This is a genomic window from Paenibacillus puerhi (assembly GCF_009846885.1).
In the GTDB taxonomy this organism is placed as follows: domain Bacteria; phylum Bacillota; class Bacilli; order Paenibacillales; family NBRC-103111; genus Paenibacillus_G; species Paenibacillus_G puerhi.
Window position 1 is genome coordinate 198,181 of record NZ_WUWM01000001.1, and the last position, 16,452, is coordinate 214,632.

Here is a 16,452-nt window from a genome sequence, read left to right on the forward strand (position 1 = left end):
GCAGCCAGGACGTGAAACGATCATGGACCATTTTTGGAGGGGAAGGCATAAAATGAAAGCAAGTTGGGAAAAAATAGAGAAGAACGTGGGAGTTCTTGATATCGAAGTGGACGCGGAGCAAGTAGCTGCCGCTCTGGACAAGGCATTCAAGAAAGTCGTGGCTAAGGTTAACGTACCGGGCTTCCGTAAAGGCAAAGTGCCCCGTTCTATTTTCGAATCGAAATTTGGCGTAGAAAGCTTGTATCAGGACGCCCTCGACATCATCGTACCGGATGCTTATGTAGCAGCCGTACAAGAGACCGGTATCGTGCCGGTGGACCGTCCTGAAGTGGACGTCGAGCAATTCGCCAAGGGCCAGAACCTGAAGTTCAAAGCCAAGGTAGTCGTAAAGCCTGAAGTCGAGCTGGGCGAGTACAAAGGCATCGAGCTCGAAGCCGGCGACGTCAGCGTGTCCGAGGAAGAGATCGCAGCGGAACTGGAGCGCCTGCAGAAGCGTCACGCCGAGCTTGTTCCGGTAGAAGAAGGCGAAGCCCAGAACGGCGACGTCGTTGTGATCGATTTCGAAGGCTTTGTCGATGGCGAAGCGTTTGAAGGCGGACAAGCCGAGCGTTATTCGCTGGAGCTTGGTTCCGGCAGCTTTATCCCTGGGTTCGAGGAGCAGGTCGTAGGCCTGGCCAAGGACGGCGAGAAGGATGTAACGGTTACCTTCCCGGAGAACTACCATGCGGAAGAGCTCAAAGGCAAGGAAGCCGTATTCAAGATCAAGCTGCATGACATCAAGCGTAAAAATCTGCCTGCTCTGGACGATGAGTTCGCCAAAGACGTCAGCGAATTCGAAACTCTTGACGAGTACAAGGCTGATCTTGCCGCCAAGCTCGGCGAGCGCAAGCAATCCGAAAACGAACGCAAGAAAGAAGCTGACGTCGTAGAGAAGGTAGCGGCGGCTGCTCAAGTGGAAATTCCACAAGTGATGGTAGATGACGAGTCCGAGCAAATGGTTAAGGAATTCGAGAACCGTCTGCGCACGCAAGGCATGAACCTGCAAATGTACTATCAATTCTCCGGCCAAACGGCTGAGGATCTGAAGGCTCAAATGGCAGGCGACGCTGAGAAGCGCGTTCGCAACAACCTCGTTCTTGAAGCGGTTGCGAAGGCTGAGAGCATCGAAGCAACGGAAGAGGATATCGAAGCAGAGCTGAACAACCTGGCTGGCATGTACGGCCGCTCCGCCGAAGAAATCCGCAGCATTTTTGCACAAAACGGCACGCTCGGCACCCTGGTGCAGGATGTCGTTGCGCGCAAAACCGTTAAATTCCTCGTAGACAATAGCAAAACGGCTTAAGCGACCGTCTCAGGCCGCTCGGCGCGACATAGACAACAAAGGCACGTGTATTTTTATGCGTGCCTTTGTTTTGTAGCTGCGGAAGAGATGCGCGGACAGGAAGACCCTGTTGCTTGCAGGGGCAAGACAAGCACCATCGACATAGGTTTTGGAAGTAAATAAGCTACATACATATGAGTTACACCCACTTGCCGCTCTGCGGAGGAGATGGACAAGGGACGGATTTTTGCGGGACGCGGACGCTCGGTTCGGATATGACTTTGCAAGTAAAACGTGTTACAATATGGGGTAAGCGAAATTTCTGCTTGGCATTCTTGGAGTAAAGGGGTTGGGACATGTGACTCTGGTACCTATGGTTGTGGAACAGGAAGGTCGGGGCGAGCGATCTTACGATATCTATTCGCGTTTGCTCAAAGACCGCATTATTTTTCTGGGAAGCGCGATTGACGATGACGTCGCCAACCTGATCATCGCTCAGTTGCTGTTTTTGGCTGCACAGGACTCTGAGAAGGATATCAGCTTGTACATTAACTCTCCGGGCGGTTCGGTAACGGCCGGTATGGGTATATATGATACAATGCAGTTCATTAAGCCGGACGTATCCACGATTTGCGTCGGGATGGCGGCTAGTATGGGATCCTTGCTGCTGACGGCTGGAGCCAAGGGCAAGCGCTTTGCGCTTCCGAACAGCGAGGTTATGATTCACCAGCCGCTTGGAGGAGTCCGGGGGCAAGCGTCGGATATCAAAATTCATGCGGATTGGATTATCAAGACGAAGCAGAAGCTGAATCAAATTTACGTGGAGCGCACCGGTCAGCCCTACGAAAGAATTGAACGCGACACGGACCGTGACAACTTCATGAGCGCTGAAGAGGCGAAAGCTTACGGCCTCATTGATTCGGTTATCACTCGCAGTGATTTGACTTAGAAAAGGAGTGATTCCATGTTTAAATTTAACGATGAGAAAGGTCAGCTGAAGTGCTCCTTCTGCGGCAAGTCGCAGGAGCAGGTACGTAAGCTGGTCGCCGGTCCCGGCGTTTATATATGCGACGAGTGCATCGAGCTTTGTACCGAAATCGTTGAGGAAGAATTGGGTCACGAGGAAGAACTCGATCTGAAGGATGTGCCGAAGCCTAAGGAAATCCGGGGCATTCTTGACTCTTACGTCATCGGTCAGGAGCAGGCGAAAAAATCGATGTCGGTGGCCGTATATAACCACTACAAGCGGATTAACTCGCAAAGCAGCAAAACCGATGAGGTCGAGCTGCAGAAGTCCAATATCGTACTGGTCGGTCCAACGGGAAGCGGCAAAACGCTGCTTGCGCAGACGCTTGCCAAAATCCTGAATGTGCCGTTCGCCATCGCCGATGCCACGTCCTTGACGGAGGCCGGCTATGTCGGCGAAGACGTCGAAAATATTTTGCTCAAGCTGATCCAAGCTGCCGACTATGACGTGGAGAAGGCCGAGCGCGGCATCATCTATATCGATGAGATCGATAAGGTGGCCCGCAAGTCCGAGAACCCGTCCATCACCCGCGACGTATCGGGCGAAGGCGTGCAGCAGGCGCTGCTCAAAATTCTTGAAGGCACGGTCGCTTCCGTACCGCCGCAGGGCGGACGCAAGCATCCTCATCAGGAGTTTATCCAGATCGACACGACCAACATTCTGTTTATTTGCGGCGGAGCCTTTGACGGACTGGAGCAAATCATCAAGCGCCGGATCGGCAAGAAGGTTATTGGCTTCGGCACCGATGGCCATAAGGCAGACCTCAAGCCAGGCGAATATTTGTCGCTTGTGCTGCCGGAGGATTTGTTGAAATTCGGTCTGATTCCCGAATTCGTCGGCCGTTTGCCTGTCATCTCGACACTGGAGCCGCTTGATGAAGCTGCGCTTGTCCGTATCTTGACGGAACCCAAGAATGCACTCGTCAAGCAGTATCAGAAGCTGCTGGAAATCGACGGGGTAAGTCTGGATTTCGAAGGCGAAGCTCTTGAGGAAATTGCCAAGGAAGCGATCAAGCGGAATACCGGGGCACGGGGACTGCGTGCGATCATCGAGGGAATTATGCTCGAAGTGATGTACGAAGCGCCTTCGCGTACCGAATCCTCCCAATGCGTCGTTACGAAGAGTGCGGTGCAGGAAAAGATCGCTCCACCGATTACGGCAATTGATACACCGCCGGTCAAGAAAAAAGAAGAAAGCGCGTAAGCGCACGAATACAAACACCGGGCACCTCCAATTCGCAGACGGAACTTCCTTTCTTCATGGGCAAGTTCCGCCAGCGGAGCGGGGGATGTTTGGTATCATGGGAGAGAAAACAATATGTTCCACAGAACCGAAACCGTTCCGGTGAAAGTCGGCAACTTGACCATTGGTGGGAGCAACGAGGTCATCATTCAGAGCATGTGTACGACGAAGACGGCTGATGTACAAGCGACCGTGGCGGAGATTCATCGTCTGGAAGAGGCCGGCTGCCAAATCGTGCGCGTGACGGTTAACAACAAGGAAGCAGCCGAGGCGATCAAGGAGATCAAGAAGCAGATATCGATTCCGCTTGTGGCAGATATTCACTTTGACTACAGGCTGGCCTTGCTGGCGATCGAGAACGGGATCGATAAGGTCAGGATTAACCCTGGCAATATCGGGCGGCGCGAGAAGGTAGAGGCCGTCGTGCAGGCTTGCAAGGCTAAGGGGATTCCGATCCGGATCGGGGTGAACGCCGGATCGCTTGAGAATCATCTGCTGGAGAAGTACGGCTATCCAACTCCGGATGCGATGGTAGAGAGCGCCTTGTACCATATCGGAATATTGGAGGAGCTGGACTTCCACGATATTATCGTCTCGCTGAAGGCGTCCGATGTGCCGATGGCGATCGAAGCTTATACGAAGGCAGCGGCCGCGTTCAAATATCCGCTCCATCTCGGCATCACCGAGGCGGGCACCTTGTTCTCGGGCACCGTCAAAAGCGCCGCCGGCCTTGGAGCGCTGCTGAGCATGGGATTGGGCTCTACGATCCGCATCTCGCTCAGCGCCGATCCTGTGGAAGAGGTCAAAGTATGCCGGGAGCTGCTGAAGTCATTCGGGCTTATTACGAATGCGGCTACACTCGTATCCTGCCCGACCTGCGGCAGGCTGGACATCGATCTGTTCTCCATCGCCAATGAAGTCGAGGAGTACATTTCGAAGCTGAAGGTGCCGATCAAGGTATCGGTGCTGGGCTGCGCGGTGAACGGCCCCGGAGAGGCCCGCGAAGCCGACATCGGCATTGCCGGAGCCCGCGGCGAAGGCATGCTGTTCCGGTATGGGGAGATGATCCGCAAGGTGCCGGAAGCCGAGCTGTTATCCGAGCTGAAGAAGGAGATCGACATTATCGTCGAGCACTTCGATCGTACCGGGGAGATTCCTGGACGCAAGCACCATGCGGGTGTGTAGAATACCGATACGGGGAATGTTCAAGACCGCACGTTCTGTCAGCAGAACGTGCGGTCTTTTTTTTGTCCCCAAGCAAAGACAGCAAATTTCTTGCGCATACATTGCTTGGATTTGGCGAACGCTTTAATCATACAGCAGTAGAAAGGAAGAAGGAGGAATGATGATGAGTAGAAAGAATGGTTTGTTGGCCGCAGCCTGGCTGCTGGTAGCTGTTATCATCGCTGCCGCACCCGCTGCATCCTCCGCCTCTCCTCTCAAGATCCCGGGGTCCGGCGAAACGAGACGGGTTGCCCTCGTCATTGACGACTTCGGCAATGATATGAAGGGCACCGAGCAAATGATGGAGCTGCCGATCCCCTTTGCCGCCGCTGTTATGCCGTTTCTGCCTACGACCAAGCGGGATGCGGAATGGGCGCACCGGAAGGGGCAGACGGTGCTCGTGCACGTGCCGATGGAGCCGTTCAACGGCAGGCCGGAGTGGCTCGGTCCCGGTGCCATCACGACCAAGCTATCGGATGAAGAAGTGCGCCAGCGCATTACGGCTGCCATCGAGGATGTTCCTTATGCGGTCGGCATCAATAATCATATGGGCTCCAAGGCTACGGCAGACGAGCGCGTCATGAGAATTGTCTTGACGGTTTGTAAGGAGAAGGGAATGTTCATGCTGGACAGCCGGACTAATTACAAAAGCGTCGTCGGCAAGCTGGCGGCAGAGCTTGGGGTGCCTACCGCCAACAATCATATGTTTATGGACGATGTACACACCCGCAGTCATATTGCCAAGCAGGCAGTTCAGCTGCAAAAGCTGGCCCATACCCGCGAGGAGACCATCGTGATCGGCCATGTGGGCGCATCCGGCAACCATACGGCCGAAGTGCTGAAGGGAATCATTCCGGTCATTCAGCAATCGGGGGCGGCATTCGTGCCGATCTCCGAGATGATGAGGTAATAGGTGATAGTTAGGGCTGCTTCACCTGCTTTTGAGCTTTCAGATAGGACGCCACACCCTCCGCTATCCGGGCGGCTATAGCCTGCTGACCCTTCTTGCTCGTCAATAGCTCACGGTCCTCCGGATTGGTGAGAAAGCCCATCTCCACAATTACGGCAGGGCTCTTGGAGTACTTCAGCAAGTAGTAGGTGCGGCCGTAGATGGGGGCATTCGGAATGCCGTACATGTCGTTCAGGCTGCTTTGAAGCGATAAGGCGAGCGCTTTGCTGCGCTCGTTTTTTTGATGCAGGATCAGGGCTCCGCGGGAGGAGGAACGTCTGGCGGCATTCACATGCAAGCTGATGACCAGCTTCGGGTCAACCTCGTTGGCCAGGTGAGCCCTCTGGGCCAGATCTTTAATATGTCTGGACTTGGAGCGCAGCCACAAATTTTCCCCGCTGAGCGCGTAGTCGGCTGTACGGTTCATCAGTACCAGATACCCATTCTTCCGGAGCTGCTCATAAGTGAGCTTGGCGATGGCAAGATTGATATCTTTCTCCAATATAGTTCCGTAAGACGTTCCTCCGTCTATACCGCCATGCCCCACGTCAATGACGACGTCTACATGGGAGAGAGCGGGGTGGTCGGATTTGATTTCGGGGAGAAAGAAAGGATCGTCCTGCGGAAAAGTTCTGGCCATAGCGGGCATCGGCAGGCTTAGCAGCAAAAGGACGGCTGCAGCCAAGCGGATTAAGGCTCGAAGAAACGGTAGATTCATCGTAGCATCCTTTCCCGGGAAACCCGGATCTGATTAGGATAAACCTTGCTTGCTCACTCCTTAGCATTTTCGAAAAAGTTTGTTCGTAAAAGGGATTAATGCTGTAAGCGGAGGGCAATACTACCAATTATAATTGGCAAGCAGGAGGGTGAAAAAATGAATATCAGTATGGTTTTAATGGTTATTCAGCTGTTTTTTGCCGTCGTCATCGGTTTGTACTTCTGGAATTTGCTGCGCAATCAACAAACCAACCGTTCGGCTGTGGATAAGGAATCGAAGAAGGAATTGGAGAAGCTCCGCAGGCTCAGGACGATCTCCTTGAACAAGCCTCTTGCCGAGAAGACAAGGCCTCAATCCATGGACGACATCGTCGGCCAGAAGGAAGGCTTGCGTGCCTTGAAGGCATCCTTGTGCGGCGCCAATCCGCAGCATGTCATCGTGTATGGCCCGCCGGGCGTAGGCAAGACGGCAGCCGCCCGCGTCGTATTGGAGGAAGCCAAAAGAAATCCCGAATCCCCCTTTCGGCCGGATGCCAAATTTACGGAGATCGATGCGACTACGGCGCGTTTCGACGAACGGGGGATTGCCGACCCGCTGATCGGCTCCGTCCATGATCCGATCTACCAGGGAGCCGGAGCGATGGGAGTAGCGGGCATCCCTCAGCCTAAGCCGGGAGCGGTGACGAAAGCGCACGGGGGAATTTTATTTATCGATGAGATCGGGGAGCTTCACCCCCATCAGATGAATAAGCTGCTGAAGGTGCTGGAGGACCGGAAGGTCTTTCTGGAGAGCGCGTATTACAACTCGGAAGACAACAATGTGCCTAGTTATATCCATGATGTATTTCAGAATGGCTTGCCTGCCGATTTCCGGCTGGTCGGAGCGACAACGCGGAATCCGTCCGAGCTTCCTCCGGCGATCCGCTCGCGCTGCATGGAGATTTTCTTCCGCCCGCTGCTGCCTGACGAGATCGGCTTGATCGCCTCCAAGGCTTTGCATAAAATCGGCTTTCCCGATAATCCGGCTGCTGTGGAAGTCGTCAAAAAATATGCGACGAACGGCCGGGAAGCGGTAAATGTCATTCAGCTCGCGGCAGGACTTGCCTTGACGGACCAACGGCGGGAGCTGACGGCGGCCGATGTGGAATGGGTCGTCAACAGCTCGCAAATCTCCCCGCGCCCGGAGAAAAAAATTCAAAGCCGCCCCGAAATCGGACTGGTGAACGGGCTTGCGGTCTACGGGCCGAATATGGGTATGCTGCTGGACATCGAAGTAACCGCCATTCCTGCTCTGCAGCCGGGAAAGGGGCAATTTACGATCACCGGCGTCGTGGACGAGGAAGAGATGGGCGGGGGCTCCCGGACGCTAAGACGCAAAAGCATGGCCCGAGGCTCGGTCGAAAATGTGCTGACCGTGCTTCGCCGAAAAAATTTGCGGCCTGACGATTACGACCTGCATATTAACTTTCCGGGCGGGATTCCCATCGATGGGCCGTCTGCCGGCGTAGCGATGGCGGTGGCTATCTCATCGGCCATCAAGCAGCTTCCGGTCGATAATCATATTGCGATGACCGGAGAGATCAGCATACACGGCAAGGTGAAGCCCGTAGGCGGGGTGATCGCCAAGGTCGAGGCGGCCTTTCAAGCCGGGGCTACGAAGGTGATTATTCCTAGAGAGAATTGGCAGGAAATATTCGCCGGTCTGAACGGCCTGGAGGTCATACCTGTCGATTCCATCGAAGAAGCGCTGCAGCATGCGCTCGGACTACAATTTGCAGAGTTGACGGAACATGAACTGCTGACCACGGAGGGAACGGCGCCTGCGTCGGTAACTATTCTGCACGCTGACGCACGCGAGTAGAGCGTGTGGGCAGATGGGACCCGAATCCTATAAGAATAGGTATCAAAGCTTGGGCCCCACTATGTGGGGCTATTCGCTTGGGCTCGGATTTCCACTTATACGCACGCCCGCTTTGGGAGAAACTCCGTTAAGGGCCGTTTCCCTCATTGGTGTTTTGCAAGTAATTTTGCTAAAATAAAGGAAGTATGAACGATCAGCAAGTCAGTAAAGTCTGGAGGTGCGGTTGTTATGGGACCGGGCAAGCAAAAGATGCGACGGTTGCCGCTGCTGCCGCTGCGGGGGCTTCTTGTGTACCCGAGTATGGTGCTGCATTTGGACGTCGGCAGAGAAAAGTCGGTTCGCGCGCTGGAGAAGGCGATGGTCGAGGACAGCATGATACTGTTGTGCTCGCAGTCCGAGGTGAATATCGAGGAACCGAAGACCGAGGATATATACCGGATCGGCACGATCGCCAAGGTCCGGCAGATGCTGAAGCTCCCTAACGGGACGATCCGCGTGCTGGTCGAAGGCGTCATCCGGGCGGAGATCGCCGAATTCCTGACCAATGAAGAATACTACGAAGTAAATGTTCGTGAGCTTCCGGAGCAGGACAGCTCCGATCCAGAGATCGATGCGCTTATGCGCACGGTACTGACCCAGTTCGAACATTATATCAATCTATCTAAGAAAGTGACGCCGGAAACGCTTGCTGCCGTTTCGGATATCGAGGAGCCGGGAAGGCTGGCCGATGTCATCTGCAGTCATTTGTCACTGAAAATTAAAGATAAGCAGGACATTCTGGAAACCGTCGACGTCAAGCAGCGCCTGGAGAAGCTTCTCGGCATTCTGAACAACGAGCGGGAAGTGCTCGAGCTGGAGCGCAAGATCAGCCAGCGCGTGAAGAAGCAGATGGAAAAAACTCAGAAGGAGTACTATCTCCGCGAGCAGATGAAGGCGATCCAGAAGGAGCTCGGCGAGAAGGAAGGGCGCGCCGGCGAGGCCGACGAACTGCGCAACCAGTTGAACGAAAGCCAGGTTCCGGATAAAGTGCGCGAGCGCATCGAGAAAGAAATCGAACGGCTTGAGAAAATGCCGGCTACCTCGGCGGAAGGGTCCGTTATTCGTAATTATATCGATTGGCTGCTCGGCCTGCCGTGGACGCATACAACCGAGGACGATCTGGATATTCAAAAAGCCGAGGAAATTCTCAATCAGGATCACTATGGCCTGGAGAAGCCAAAGGAACGGGTGCTGGAGTATTTGGCCGTCCAGAAGCTGGTCAAGAAGCTGAAGGGCCCGATCCTATGTCTCGTCGGACCGCCGGGGGTAGGGAAAACGTCGATCGCCCGATCGATTGCGAGGTCTTTGGGCCGCGAATTTGTCCGGATCTCGCTTGGGGGCGTCCGGGACGAGGCGGAGATTCGCGGACACCGGCGCACGTACGTTGGCGCCATGCCGGGGCGGATCATCCAGGGCATGAAGACGGCGGGTACGGGCAATCCGGTATTCCTGCTTGATGAGATCGACAAGATGGCGATGGATTTCCGGGGCGACCCGGCTTCTGCGCTGCTGGAAGTGCTTGATCCCGAGCAGAACTCAACGTTTAGCGACCATTACGTCGAAGTGCCGTTCGATTTATCGAACGTTATGTTCGTGACGACTGCCAATGCGGTCCATAATATTCCGAGGCCGCTGCTGGACCGGATGGAAGTGCTGTATATCCCGGGCTATACGGAGATCGAGAAGCTGAATATCGCCCTTCATTATTTGCTGCCGAAGCAGAAGCGCGATCATGGCCTTGAGGATGGCCAGCTGGTCTATGAGGAAGCCGCGCTCATGCGGACTGTGCGCGAGTACACGCGGGAGGCGGGGGTCCGCAACCTGGAGCAGCAAATCTCCTCCGTCTGCCGCAAGGCGGCCAAGCAAGTGGTTGGCGGGACGTCTAGCGTGCAGGTCACGGTGGATAACCTGAAGGAGTTTCTCGGGCCGGCCAAATTCCGCTTCGGCGTTGCCGAGGAGCGGGATCAGATCGGCGCCGTTACAGGGCTTGCCTGGACCGAGGTGGGCGGCGATACGCTGGTCATCGAGGTAACGGTCATGCCGGGCAGCGGCAAGCTGACGCTGACGGGGAAGCTGGGGGACGTGATGAAGGAATCGGCCCAGGCCGCATTCAGCTACACGCGCTCCCGGGTCGATCAGTTCCGTATACAGCCTGATTTCCATGAGAAGTTCGATATTCATATTCATATTCCGGAAGGCGCCATCCCCAAGGACGGACCTTCAGCAGGCATTACGATGGGGACTGCGCTGATCTCGGCCCTAACGAACATACCGGTCTCCCGGCATGTGGCGATGACGGGGGAAATTACGCTACGAGGCCGCGTGCTGCCGATCGGCGGCTTGAAGGAAAAATGTCTGGCAGCCCACCGCGCCGGCATCCGCACCATCATTTTGCCGAAGGATAACGAGAAGGATATTGAGGAAATTCCGGAAAGCGTCCGCCGCGAGCTGACGTTCTATCCGGTGTCGCATATGGATGAGGTGCTGGAGCGCGCGCTGGTAAAGCCTGCGCGGGTGTAGACCGGCCTCAAGCCGCAAGAATTGAGAATCGGAAATGAGTGAGCATCAATGAAGGTCAATCAAGCTGAGTTTATTATCAGCGCGGTTCGTCCGAATCAGTATCCTGTGGATGCCTTGCCGGAGCTAGCTCTGGCAGGGCGTTCTAATGTCGGGAAGTCCTCGCTGATTAACCGGATGATCAACCGTAAAAATCTGGCAAGAACGAGCTCCAAGCCAGGTAAGACGCAGCAATTAAACTATTACCGGATTAATAACGATCTTTATTTCGTCGACTTGCCGGGTTATGGCTATGCACAGGTATCGAAGACGGAGCGGGAGAAGTGGGGGAAGTTCATCGAGGAGTACTTGCTCGGACGCGAATTTCTCAAGCTGGTGCTGCTCATCATCGATCTGCGCCACCCGCCGTCCAAGGATGATGAGGCGATGTACAGCTGGCTCAAGCATAACGGCGTGCCCGTCTGCATCGTAACGACCAAGGCGGACAAGATCCCCAAGGGGAAATGGCAGAAGCATGCCAAGATCATCAAGGAAGCGCTGGGCGCCGATAAGAGCGACCCGTTTATTATGTTCTCCTCCGAGCTCGGACTGGGGAAGGACGAGCTTTGGAGCGTCATCGAGCAGCGCATCGGATATGGCCGCGAGGAAGGCGAAGAATCGCGGGAGATCGGAGAAGCAAGTGTCGTAGAGCCTGACTCCGGTGACCAGGAAGAATAGCGAATACGAGCATAACGAAGAAGATCCCAACCGCCGGTTTGGATCTTTTTTGCTTTGAGCCGGCTTGGTTTGTCCGCTCGTTTGTCCGCTCCATTTAGTAAAAAAGAGCCTTGCCGGACTGTTTCGAATGGCGGGAAAATGGTGAATATAAAATCACAACCCTGGGCCGGACTCTGTGAGGTGGCGGATAAGAATGGCAGGAGCATCGTGAGGGAAACCGAGTTTTTTACGTATTCTTTCAGCCTCATTCCGGTAAAAAGCGGATTTTTCTGAATTCCGGCCAAATACACAGGCTTGCAAGCAGGAATATTAAATAAATATGTAGTATAATGTATATAGAACAACAAAACAGAATGAGGCTTCAAGGTTCGAAACCAATGAATCGAGGGATTTTTATGGCAAATAGGTTAGCGACTGAATATGTCAAAACCTGCCTACAGTTAACGGAAGCCGAAATGGAAAGTTTTATCCGGATGTTTAAGGACCATGGCGCTTCCATGCAAGTGCAAGTATTGGAAAACGGTAACCAAGAGGTGGTACTGGAGGATGATGCGGATGAGAATATCGTCCTGTCATTCGAACGTCAAATGAGCCTGTACGTCTGCCAAGGCACCTGCCGCATCCACAACAAAAATATCGTCAACGCCATGCGAAAGGCCGTATCCCTCTTCAAGGGAGATGCTGTTGTTCACCGGATCTACGCAGGTTATACGATGATTTATACGTACAAACAAGGCGCAGTCGTTAAGATTACGGAAAACACGGAGACGCTGGAAAAGATTGTTTATGAATTCCGCGATACGCTGGGTCAGCTCGAGAAGCTGTTCCACAAGAACGAAGTGGAAGCCGAGATTGATGCCGTACGTGCGCAGATCAACAGCTTGCTTGACTTGAGAAACGAGCTGCCGGACCAAGGCCTACGCGAGCATATCGACGGTCGTCTGCACAAGCTGACGCACCGATTATTCGTACTCGAAGCTTAATTCCATATACACTTGCACCCGCGAGCCCCTTTCTTCAGCCTAAGGCTGATGGAAGCGGGCTCTTTTTTTATGGTAAAAACGATCACATTGGCCAAGTTTTGAACATATTGTGCTCATGTACCGGTGAAGCAACTCTTTTAAAAAAATATATTTGAAAAAGGTATTGCATTTCTGGTCAATAGATGTTATTTTTATTCTCGTTGAAAACAAAATAGGAACCAGGATTCACTCAGGACATTGAATGTTGCGAGAGATTATTCCCTCGAGAAGTGAATGACGTAGGTCCTAGCGGATGAAATTTTCAAAACATTTTATTCCTAGGAAGGGGGAACCGAAAGATGGAATACTCAACTTTCGGAAGACACGTAGCCGTAGACACTTGGGGAGTTAACTTTGACCTTCTCAACAGTGCAGAATGGTTACAGGCGCAAATGGTAGAAGCAGCTGAGGCATGCGGAGCAACTGTGATGTCGGTACAATCGAAGCAATTTGAACCCCAAGGAGCAACTGTTCTTGTATTGCTCTCGGAAAGCCATCTCTCCATTCATACGTATCCTGAGAGAGGATTCGCGGCTCTTGACTGTTATACGTGCGGCGAAACGGTAGATCCTCAACTCGCGATCGAGCACATGCTGTCTGTATTGAAGCCTGAAACGGTACATGCGAAGAAAATTGTTCGTGGTATTGGCGAATTGCAAGTCGAAACACCGGTTCTGAATCAAGCTCAATTGGTTAAATAATACTAGACTGACATATGGTAACCTCGGAGGTCATATTCCGAGGTTATTTCTTTTAACCCCAAACCATACAATCTCAGAGAAGAGAGCTTGTAACGTTGCACGGAGAAGGCGGGCCGTGGACGGGGGAAGGGTGAAGGACGATGAAGCAAAGACGCAGGAAATGGTTCATGTATGCGATTGTGGCGGTGGTCGTGCTGTGGTCGGCGCTTCAGGTTGCGGAGCTATCGGAGCGCGAGAAGGCGGGCGAGCCTGCGGATAAAATGCTCTATCAGGTCGCCTATTTCCAGATGGAGCTGCTGGGCAGTCATTTGGCGGAAAGCGCGAGGGCGAGAGATACCGATCAGCTGAATGCGCTCAGGCAGGCTGTGTATTCGGCTTCGTATACGCACGAGCATCTGGTAAAGGTCTACGGCAAGGAGCGGCTGGCCAGGCTGGAGTCGCTATCGGGCCTGCTCCAGTACCTGCTGCGTCTGCAGGTGGGGGGAACGCGCCCTCTGAAGGCTGAGGAGCAGGCCATGCTCGCGGAGGCTTCCAAACGGTATGCGGGCTTGTTCGAGGCGTACGGCAAGCTGATGAATGACGGCGGCCGGGTCATCGGCTCGCAGAATTCGGCCTTGAAGGCTGCGGATACGGCATTTGCCGCTCTGCTGGACCGGAAACAGCAGCCCTGAGGCGATGGATGGCGACACGCATATTCCGGGAAGCTTTTCACGGACGGAGCCGCAGGAGGTATACGGCAGGCATTTTCAGAAGAAACTAAAATTGGCATCGATTCTCGTAACGTTAGAAAAGTATTCATAAATATTGTCGAAGAAGCGCGCAAGCCTATGATATAATGAATTGAAAATTCGGAGGAGGGGGCAGGTGAACCAGATGCATATCGTCGTCGCGGGTTTAAATTATCGTACGGCACCCGTGTCTATTCGTGAACAATTTACATTCGCCGAAGGTGATCTACCATTGGCGCTGCAAGAGCTTAAAGCAACTAGGAGCGTGATGGAATGTGTTATCGTGGGCACCTGTAACCGCACGGAATTGTATGTGGCGGTCGACACGCAGCAGCTGTGCGCCCATCACTTGAGATCCTTTATAGAAAAATGGTTCCATGTGCCCAAAGAGCAATTCAACAAGCATCTGTATATCTACGAGCACGACAAGGCTATCGAGCACCTGCTTCGCGTAACCAGCGGACTGGATTCGATGGTGATCGGCGAAACTCAGATTCTGGGCCAGGTGCGGGAAGCTTTCCTTCTGGCCCAGCGGCTGAAGACGACCGGCGTGCTGTTCAATACCTTGTTCAAACAAGCGGTCACGATGGCAAAGCGGGCTCATTTCGAAACCGGGATCGGCGATAATCCCGTTTCTGTCAGCTACGCGGCGGTGGAGCTTGGCAAACGGATTTTCGGCAGCTACGAGAACAAGAAGGTGCTTATCATCGGCGCAGGCAAGATGAGCGAGCTTACCGTAAAGCATCTCTGTAGCAGCGGCGCCAGCAAGGTGACGGTGATCAACCGTACCTTAAGCCGTGCCACAGAGCTGGCGGAACGCTTCGGAGGCGTGGCAAGCACCATGGACAAGCTGGGGACTCATCTGGAGGAAGCGGATATCGTCATCAGCTCGACCGGCTCGGCAGGCTACGTGCTGACCGCCGAGCAAGTATCCTGTATTTTGCAGCGGCGCAGGTCGCGACCGCTGTTTATGATGGATATTGCTGTCCCTCGCGATCTGGACCCCCGGCTCGGCGAGATGCCGAATGTATTCCTGTACGACATTGACAACTTACAATCGTTGGTGAATGCCCATATGGAAGAGAGACATAAAGCGGCTGTCCAGATTGAAGAGATGATCAAGACCGAGATGGTTGCGTTCGAGCAGTGGTCCAAGACGCTGGGGATCAGCCCGGTTATTCAGGCCCTGCAATCCAAGGCTTCCGTCATTCATGAGGAAACGATGGAAAGCCTGATGAAGAAGCTGCCTGAGCTGGACGAGCGTGAATTGAAAGTCATCAGCAAATTAACCAAGAGCATCGTTAACCAGATGCTGCGCGATCCGATAGTCCGCATCAAAGAAATGGCCGCAGAGCGTCACGGGGATGAGGCGCTGGATATGTTCACGAAAATCTTCGCTCTTGAGGAGCAATTGGATGGGCAGAAGCGGGCGGAGCAGGAGCTGCGGCAGCGGGAAGCGGAGGCCGCGCAGGAGCGTGCCAAAGAAGACATACTTGCCAAGGTGCGAGTAGCCGTGCCCGGCGATTTGCTGGCCAAGGCCTGATCCGGAAAGGAAAGACCATGGTCATGCAAACCTGGTTTTATGATGCGATACTGTATATGTATGCCCTGAGCCTCCTGTTTTACTTCGCGGATTTCACCAATCCGAATCGAAGGGCCAAACGGATGGGGACAGGGTTGCTTCTTTTTGTATGGGTATTTCAAACGGGTTATCTTGCCTACAGCCTGACCTCTCATTCCAGCATGTCGGCATTTTCTATGTTTGAGACTTTATTTATATTTGCTTGGCTGCTAGTGACAGTATCGCTTGCCGTCAGCCGTTTTTTTCGGATCGAGCTGTTTGTGTTTTTCGTGAATGTGCTTGGTTTTTCGGTACTGGCGCTGAATATGTTCTCCGAGCCGGGCTTGTCGCCGGCGCTCTCGCATTGGAATATTAAGGACGAGCTCTTATTTATCCATATTTCGCTGGCGGCGGCCGGCTATGCGGCCTTTGTCGTGTCGGCGGTTTTCTCGGGGATGTACTTGTTCCTGCACCGTAAGCTGAAGGAGAAGCAGTGGACGCAGCAGATGCAGCGATTGCCTAGCCTGGAGCGGATGGATCACTTTGCGTTCGTAGCGGTCCTGATCGGCGCCCCTCTCATGCTCCTGACGATCTCTCTCGGGATTGTCTGGATCTCAATCCAAGGGGATTACGCCCTGTACCTGGACCCGAAGGTGCTGAACTCCTGGTTTGTTCTGCTGGCGTATGTGTTTTATCTGTTCCAACGCATGCTGCTGAAGTCGCCGGGGAACAGACTGGCCTTGTGGAATCTGGCGGCTTTTACGATCATGCTGATCAACTTCATCCTGACTAACTATTACTCGACCTTTCATCAGTGGTCGTAGGG

The 16,452-nt window shown here is 53.7% G+C and carries 14 protein-coding genes; 13 read left to right on the top strand and 1 reads right to left on the bottom strand.

All coding sequences use genetic code 11. The features are described 5' to 3' along the window. Positions 1–52 precede the first annotated feature (52 nt). From tig to GSF01_RS00880, 5 genes are all read left to right on the top strand, one after another. Entirely contained in the window at positions 53–1,342 is a 1,290-nt protein-coding gene (gene tig, locus GSF01_RS00860; protein ID WP_159881123.1) for a trigger factor, read from the top strand. Positions 1,343–1,679: 337 nt separating this feature from the next. Continuing rightward, positions 1,680–2,270, top strand: a complete 591-nt coding sequence (clpP, locus tag GSF01_RS00865) for an ATP-dependent Clp endopeptidase proteolytic subunit ClpP (RefSeq protein ID WP_159881124.1) — start codon at positions 1,680–1,682, stop codon at positions 2,268–2,270. A gap of 15 nt (positions 2,271–2,285) precedes the next feature. After that, positions 2,286–3,551 carry an ATP-dependent protease ATP-binding subunit ClpX gene (gene clpX / locus GSF01_RS00870; RefSeq protein ID WP_159881125.1) on the top strand — a complete coding sequence of 422 codons (1,266 nt, stop codon included), beginning with the start codon at positions 2,286–2,288 and terminating at the stop codon, positions 3,549–3,551. A 114-nt stretch (positions 3,552–3,665) separates the two neighbouring features. Continuing rightward, a complete protein-coding gene (ispG, locus tag GSF01_RS00875) occupies positions 3,666–4,775 on the top strand; it encodes a flavodoxin-dependent (E)-4-hydroxy-3-methylbut-2-enyl-diphosphate synthase (RefSeq protein ID WP_159881126.1) in 1,110 nt (369 codons plus the stop codon). A 163-nt stretch (positions 4,776–4,938) separates the two neighbouring features. Beyond that, on the top strand, positions 4,939–5,724 hold the full coding sequence (locus GSF01_RS00880; protein ID WP_159881127.1) for a divergent polysaccharide deacetylase family protein: 786 nt from the start codon (positions 4,939–4,941) through the stop codon (positions 5,722–5,724). A 10-nt stretch (positions 5,725–5,734) separates the two neighbouring features. Here GSF01_RS00880 and GSF01_RS00885 read toward each other — a convergent pair whose 3' ends face one another. After that, on the bottom strand, positions 5,735–6,481 hold the full coding sequence (locus tag GSF01_RS00885; RefSeq protein ID WP_159881128.1) for an N-acetylmuramoyl-L-alanine amidase family protein: 747 nt from the start codon (positions 6,479–6,481) through the stop codon (positions 5,735–5,737). Positions 6,482–6,637: 156 nt separating this feature from the next. Between GSF01_RS00885 and lonB the strand changes: the two genes are divergently transcribed. The 8 genes from lonB (at position 6,638) to ccsA (ending at position 16,450) form a co-directional block, all read left to right on the top strand. Beyond that, positions 6,638–8,341 (top strand): ATP-dependent protease LonB, encoded by a 1,704-nt coding sequence (gene lonB, locus GSF01_RS00890; protein ID WP_159881129.1) that lies wholly within the window; start codon positions 6,638–6,640, stop codon positions 8,339–8,341. Positions 8,342–8,569: 228 nt separating this feature from the next. Then, positions 8,570–10,900: an endopeptidase La gene (gene lon / locus GSF01_RS00895; protein WP_159881130.1), complete on the top strand. Its 2,331-nt coding sequence runs from the start codon at positions 8,570–8,572 to the stop codon at positions 10,898–10,900. A 48-nt stretch (positions 10,901–10,948) separates the two neighbouring features. Next, positions 10,949–11,614 (top strand): ribosome biogenesis GTP-binding protein YihA/YsxC, encoded by a 666-nt coding sequence (gene yihA, locus GSF01_RS00900; RefSeq protein ID WP_159881131.1) that lies wholly within the window; start codon positions 10,949–10,951, stop codon positions 11,612–11,614. Between the two features lie 395 nt (positions 11,615–12,009). Further along, complete coding sequence (locus tag GSF01_RS00905; protein ID WP_201305290.1) at positions 12,010–12,597, top strand: non-ribosomal peptide synthetase module; 588 nt, start codon at positions 12,010–12,012, stop codon at positions 12,595–12,597. A gap of 338 nt (positions 12,598–12,935) precedes the next feature. Beyond that, entirely contained in the window at positions 12,936–13,337 is a 402-nt protein-coding gene (gene speD, locus GSF01_RS00910) for an adenosylmethionine decarboxylase (protein ID WP_159881133.1), read from the top strand. Between the two features lie 140 nt (positions 13,338–13,477). Beyond that, positions 13,478–14,008 carry an S-adenosylmethionine decarboxylase gene (locus GSF01_RS00915; protein WP_159881134.1) on the top strand — a complete coding sequence of 177 codons (531 nt, stop codon included), beginning with the start codon at positions 13,478–13,480 and terminating at the stop codon, positions 14,006–14,008. 202 nt (positions 14,009–14,210) lie between these two features. Further along, a complete protein-coding gene (gene hemA, locus GSF01_RS00920) occupies positions 14,211–15,608 on the top strand; it encodes a glutamyl-tRNA reductase (protein ID WP_159881296.1) in 1,398 nt (465 codons plus the stop codon). A gap of 17 nt (positions 15,609–15,625) precedes the next feature. Further along, entirely contained in the window at positions 15,626–16,450 is an 825-nt protein-coding gene (ccsA, locus tag GSF01_RS00925; protein WP_159881135.1) for a cytochrome c biogenesis protein CcsA, read from the top strand. Positions 16,451–16,452: the final 2 nt, after the last annotated feature.